Source organism: Acidisoma silvae (genome assembly GCF_020618775.1).
Classification (GTDB): Bacteria; Pseudomonadota; Alphaproteobacteria; order Acetobacterales; family Acetobacteraceae; genus Acidisoma; species Acidisoma silvae.
Genome location: NZ_JAESVB010000046.1, coordinates 1 through 6,215 on the forward strand (window position 1 = coordinate 1; position 6,215 = coordinate 6,215).

Here is a 6,215-nt window from a genome sequence, read left to right on the forward strand (position 1 = left end):
GCCGTGCGCGAAGAGCCCGGTCCATCGCCCATTGTTGCGGCTATCCATGACCTGACGGCTGCTGTCGAGACGATGGGGGACGGGGTCGCATTGCTGCGTGAGAGGCTGGACGCCTTGCCCGCGGCGTTGAGCGCGGCCCTCGATGACAACCCGTTGTCTGAAGGCGCGGCGGAGCCCGTGGGACCATGACGTGCTGACCTATCGCACTGGCAGCGCAGGTGCACCAACGGCCGCGCGGAATATGGCCGAGCATTTACTACAGCAGACCTTGTCGCCCGAGATGGCGGTCATGGCCGAGTATTACGAGCAAGGCGTCACACCCCCGACGACGGCCGAGGCGGCCTATAGCCGCTACAGCCGCTTGGCGGTAAACGGTCTGCTCCCTGGCGGGGAGGCCCTGGACGCCTTGGTGAAAGCCGAAGCCATCCGCATTGGGGAAAGTGCCTTGGCACTGGATGGCACCGCGCTCGATGCGGACGCGCTGCATATGCGGGCTGTGGCGGCCCTTGTCGGCGCCGGGCTGGTGACGCGGGAGGAGGGGACGGCCACGCTTTACCGCATTGCCGGATCTCCCTGTGATAGTGAGGGGGAGGGGTTCGGACGGCGGTTAGACGATGCGATCACCGCCACGTTGACCGAGCGGGATGAGACCAGCGCGGCCGCGACCCCACGCCGGGATATGAACCCAGCCCTGGCCCATCGCCTGGGCATCAACACCAATCGGGGCCTGACGGCCAGCGAAGTCGCGTTTCTGCTCAATGGGCAAAGAGCGGATGGCGGCGATATCCAGGGCAAGCAAATCCAGTCCAGCACGCTGCCGCTCACAGAGATTTTTGGCATCCCTGACGGCGAGACGCCGACGCGCGTCCAGCTGGAGCACATGCTAGCGGGCAAGACGGCGGCGGGCCAGGCTCTGTCAGAGAAGGAGGCGGCCTATGCCGTGAACCGCCTCCATGCGGCGCTTGGCGTAAAGGGCAGGGGCCTCTCGGCAGGGGCGCGCGACCATATCCTGTCCGGCCGCATGGCCGATGGCCGAGAGGTTTCCGACCGTGCCTATCGGGAGGCACTGGAAACTTCCAAATCCCGCATTGGCTATATCGACTTCACCTTTTCTGCGCCGAAGTCACTATCCATCGCCTGGGCCTTTGCGCCGACGCATGCCGAGCGCGCTATGCTGCACCAGGCCCATACCGACGCCATCGAGAGCGTCATGAAGACCCTCGAGACGGAGATTGGCCGCGCGCGGAAGGGGGCACAGGGCAAGGATGGCTATGAGCCCGGTTCCATCGGCTGGGTGTCCTTCCAGCATTACGCCGCCCGGCCGACGGTCGCGGTTGTCACCCAGGACGCGGCTGGCCAGGCAGCCACCGAGTTACACAGCCTCACCGGCACGGCCGGACGCGTGCCGGGTGATATGCAGATCCACACCCATGTCGCTGTGTTCAACGTCGTGGAGACCAAGAGCGGCCGCGTGGGCGGCCTGGACCTCGCGCAACTCGAAGGCCGCATCCATGAGTTCGGCGCGGTCTATCAGGCCTTCCTGGCCGAGAACCTGCGCCGCCATGGGGTCGAGATCGCGCACGACCAGAATGACATGGCGCGGCTTGTCTCCGTGCCTGAGGGTGTCATCGCGCATTTTAGCAAGCGGACCACCGGCGGCACCGATGCCGCGCGGCAATATGCACAGAGTGTCGGCCTTGATTGGGATGCCATGGATGCCGAGCATAAAATCCGGCTGCTCAAATCCGGCGTGCAAGATCCACGCGGCGCCAAGGCGGATGACGTCAGCGACCTTGCTGCCTGGCGCAGGTCGGCCGCGGACCTCGGCTACCAGCATCGCAGTGTGTTGCGGCCTGACGCGCCGAGACAGGAACAGACCCGGGGAGAACGCCTCGAGGCCGCCTATCGGGCGGCCATGCCCATCCTTGAGAAGCAGTTCGATCGGCGGGCCGTCATCGACGGTGCAGACGCGCGCACCGTGGCCGCGAAGGCGTTGATTGTCGCCGGCATCGCCGCGGCGGGGGAGGTCAGCGCCGTAACGCGGGCTTTCCGGGAGCGTGGCATTAAACGCCGGGGCGAGGAGGCGGCCTTGGTTTGGGGCACTGTCGCGGGGAAGCAGGGCCGCGAGCGGGTGGCGGTCACCACCACACTCGAAGAACGCGAGGAAAAGGCGCTGATCGCCACGGCGCGTGCCGGGGCACACGACAAGAGCGGCGCTCTGACCAAAGCCCAGATCGACGCAGCCGTGCGCGCCTTTCCCGAGCTCAACTTCAACACCGAGCATGGCCGTGCGCAGCGCGCCGTCATGGACAGCCTGGGCACAGGCGGCCGGATCGGTCTCGCCATCGGTGTTGCCGGGGCCGGCAAGAGCACATTGCTCAAGCCTTTGGTCGAAGCCTGGAAGCAGGAGGGTCGCACAGTCCACGGTATCGCCCTGGCGTGGCGGCAGGCTGATGATTTGGCCGAGGCCGGCATCGAGTACCGGATCCGCGCGATTGCGTCTTTTCTGAATGCGGCTCAACGCAAGAAGCTCGACCTCGACCGGAACGCCGTCGTTGTCGTTGATGAAGTAGGGCTCTTGGGCACACGCCAGCTCAACGACATTCTCGCCCTGCAGAAGCGGGCTGGGTTCCAGCTTGTGATGATTGGCGACCCCAAGCAGATGCAGGCCGTCGAAGCCGGACCCGTCATCGACCTGCTGCGCCGTGGGCTCGGCAAAGATGCTGTGCCGGAGCTATCCAGCTCGGTGCGGCAAAAGGACGCGGAAGAACGCGAGACGGTCCTGATGTTCCGCAATGGCCAGACCGCAGAGGCCATGCAGCGGAAAGCCGAGAACGGCACCTTCCGGGTGATCCCGGGCGGCTACCGAGAGGCGATCGAGGGGGTCGCCGATCTCTGGCAGAAGCGCCGCGAGGCTAACAAGGGGCGGGAAAAGTTCACTGTCACGGTCAGCGCGCCGACCAATGCCGAAGCGCATGATATCTCCATGGCGATCCGCGAGCGCCGGCGGGCCGCTGGTGAGCTGGGGCCTGATCATAAAGTGGTGGTGGCAACCGATGGCACAGGGCAGCGTCAGTATAGCCTGCCGCTGACCGAGGGCGACCGGGTGCGGCTGTTTGACCGCTTGACCGCAAGCTTCATCGCGACCGGCACCCACGGCAATATCGGACGGAATGGTTCGGTGCTGGACGTGGCGGCTATCCGCGATGTTGGCCTAGTGTTGCGCACCAACGCGGGTCGAGAGGGGTTCGTGCCTTGGGAGACCCTTCAGGATCAAAAAGGTCTTGTAAAACTTGCCTATGGTGAGGCCCTGACAACGCACACCTCCCAGGGGTCGACCGTCAGCGAGCATATCCACGCCATGCCGAGCGGCAGCCGCATGGTGACAGCTTTTGGGGCCTATACGTCAGGAAGCCGTCACAAGGAGCAAAGCTTTCTGGTTACGTCGGACGGGGCCGAGCGGGCCGAAATCGCAGGCCGCCGTCCTCTTGGCGATCGCCGCGAGATTGGCGCCAGCGATGTGCTCAAGAACGTCACACGCAATCTCTCCCGTCAGGACGAAAAGGAAAGCGCCCACTCGTTGATCGACCGAGCCGCCAACCTGCGGCGCGGGACGATCAAGGCGTTCCAGCCAACCTTGGAACGAATGGAAAGCCGCAAAGCGGCGGATGAACCGGCGAGCCCGCTGCCGGGCGAGATCCGCGAGCGCCGTTTCGCCAAGGCTTTGGCCGAGCGCCTGCCTGGCCTTGCGGATCGATTGAGACGGCATGGCGAGAACATCGCCCGGGCCGCCCGGCAGGCAGCCGTGCTAGCCGAACGCCTGACAGAGGTTGCACGCCGAAAGCGGAGCGTCGGCCGCGAGCATGAGGACTACTGGCAGAATGTTGGGAAGGGCATTTCCCAGGCCCAAGAAAAAGGGGAGACCAACGACCAGATGCGCAAGCAACGCCAGCGGCGGTGAGGCCGGCGATCGCTCGGCCGTTTACGGGCGATTTGGGGGGAAGCAGAAGGTCCGGTTTTAGCTTAACTTTCACCGTAGCGAATCTAAGCACCGGATAAAAAGACATGTCCCGCTTGCTTGAGATGATCTTGAGCCTGTTCCCAATCTGCTTCTTGTATAAGCAGATGTTCCCCATCGAATGTGCAGATTACGAAGAACCCTATGCCATTGGATGACAACGGGCTGATCAATGACTGGACAATGCCTGTGGCCTGAAAAGCAAATGGCCCTACGGTCCGCAAGCATAGCCAGTTTCGTTCCGAGCGTACCGATGTGGGAACAGCCGCTGCATCGCATACGATCGTGAGTTCATCATCACTACGCACGGCGGCCACGAAGCCTGACTTCGGAAGCCAGGACGGCATATCAGAGTCAGGCGCTAATTGCGCGACTGCAAATTGACCTGAGACAATACGCAACTTGAGGCTCATCGATCCGGACCTTTCACACAATCTTGGTGCCATATTAAATTGGGTGATACGTTGGCCACAATCGCAGATGGCCCTTTATTAGAGCGCCAGCTTAGATTTTGAACTTTGCACCGTTTGATGTCAGCGCTCGCAGCCGCCGGACTGAGCTATTTGCATCCCAATTGGGACGGTAGCAGCTATTGCCAAGGAAATTTAGTCCGAATAGCTATATTTGTCATTGAGAGCCTAGGAGAGCCACTTGGAGCCGCGAGCACAGGTCATCATCCTTAACGGCGTCGGTAGCGTCGGGAAGAGCGCAACGGCTGCGGCACTTCAAGCAATCGCTTCCAAGCCGTTCTTATGCGTCGCCATGGATGCTTTTCTAGAAATGCTGCCAAAAAAGCTGCTGGCGCATCCAGACGGGTTGCTCTTCGAACGAACGCAGGAAAATGATAAGCCGACCATCAGCATCCGAACTGGCCCAGTGCTGCAACGCGCTATGAGGGGGATGCGGTGTGCCGTGGCCGCAATGGCAGCGCAGGGCAACAACCTTATCGTAGACGAAGTGATTGTCGACGCCGAGACGGCGCAGGAGTACCGTTATCTCTTGCAACTCTTCGATTTTTATCTGGTTGGTCTCTTCGCTCCGCTCAATGTACTTGAAGCAAGAGAGCGGGAGCGCGGCGACAGAGAGATAGGTTTGGCGCGGTGGCAGTATGGCCGTGTCCATAGCGGGATTGTATACGACTTAGAGGTGGACACGACATCTGCAACCCCTGCCGAGTGCGCCTTGCAAATCCAGAGCGCTTTCGGACTCTGACCGTCTGCCTGACCGGCATGCTTGGCTCAGCATTTCCGGTGTCATCGAAGACAGTCACGACGCACGCTTCGACAAACTTTCGCTTCAAAGGTATAGGCTGGCCCGACGAACTGACCGCTCTGACCGCTCTGACCGCTCTGACCGCTCTGGCGGCTGGGCCGCCAGCCCGCGCGGGAGGCGAAGGTCTGCTTGTGGGTTCGCCGGCCGAGCCAGGCAATTCGTGGGTTGGGTCGCTAGGTGTCGAAATCTTTAAAATGCTGAAGCAAGAGGTTTCGCTAATTCACAGCCAAAATCGCAACACCGTTTCGCCAGGACGGTCTATGCCCGTCGATTGCCAACCTTTTGATTTATAGAAGCTTTCGGCTCCCGTATTTTGCCCGATTGTAAGGAATGCTTGACGGTGTCCTGCCTGTCGCAACTGCGTCACAGCTGCATCAAGGAGGGCTGTCCCATGGCCACGCCCCTGGAATTCATCTATGACAAATAGCGCCCATATGTAGCCTGTCTGGTGATTGGCGCATATGAAACCCTGCACACCGTCTTCGACTTCTAAAACGAGAAAAATCGCTTCCTCCAAGTACCAAGCGACCTCCGCCTCAGTGACAAGCGAAGGATCAGACAGACGATTTTCCGCCGTCCCATGCCTGACCACATGGATGCGGTGAAGGTCGTTGTATGTGGCCGGGCGTAAGTGGTGTTTGGTCATGCAATCATGCTACTTGGTCCGATGTTGAACGTCAGCTTTCGGGTCCGCATATTTAGTCGCTGAAAAGCTTGTTTGGGTCGATAGCGGTCACAGCGTGATGATACGACCTGCCAGTTTTCAGCGCTGATGGCGGATTAATAGCGCCGGCATGCCGGTTCCCGGTATGACAGCGCAAGTAAGACGATTTACCATAATAAAATTAGCCGCCGCTGAGCTCAATTGGCCGCTATCAACAGGTTTGGCGCCATAGTTTAACATAACGAATATTCTGCGAGAATT

The 6,215-nt window shown here is 61.0% G+C and carries 5 protein-coding genes; 3 read left to right on the forward strand and 2 right to left on the reverse strand.

All coding sequences use genetic code 11. The annotated features are described in order from the left end of the window. On the forward strand, window positions 1–189 hold a 189-nt coding region (locus ASILVAE211_RS25440; protein ID WP_227324168.1), incomplete at its 5' end, for a hypothetical protein. Then, entirely contained in the window at window positions 143–3,961 is a 3,819-nt protein-coding gene (gene mobF / locus ASILVAE211_RS25445; protein WP_227324169.1) for a MobF family relaxase, read from the forward strand. The genes ASILVAE211_RS25440 and mobF, both read left to right, overlap by 47 nt. Before the next feature lie 83 nt (window positions 3,962–4,044). Here the strand turns inward: mobF and ASILVAE211_RS25450 are convergent, their stop codons facing one another. Further along, a complete protein-coding gene (locus tag ASILVAE211_RS25450; RefSeq protein WP_227324170.1) occupies window positions 4,045–4,431 on the reverse strand; it encodes an ACT domain-containing protein in 387 nt (128 codons plus the stop codon). A gap of 238 nt (window positions 4,432–4,669) precedes the next feature. Here ASILVAE211_RS25450 and ASILVAE211_RS25455 point away from each other — a divergent pair, with 238 nt between their 5' ends. Then, on the forward strand, window positions 4,670–5,230 hold the full coding sequence (locus ASILVAE211_RS25455; RefSeq protein ID WP_227324171.1) for a chloramphenicol phosphotransferase CPT family protein: 561 nt from the start codon (window positions 4,670–4,672) through the stop codon (window positions 5,228–5,230). 280 nt (window positions 5,231–5,510) lie between these two features. Here ASILVAE211_RS25455 and ASILVAE211_RS25460 read toward each other — a convergent pair whose 3' ends face one another. After that, window positions 5,511–5,936 carry a GNAT family N-acetyltransferase gene (locus ASILVAE211_RS25460; RefSeq protein WP_227324172.1) on the reverse strand — a complete coding sequence of 142 codons (426 nt, stop codon included), beginning with the start codon at window positions 5,934–5,936 and terminating at the stop codon, window positions 5,511–5,513. Between the last annotated feature and the right edge of the window lie 279 nt (window positions 5,937–6,215).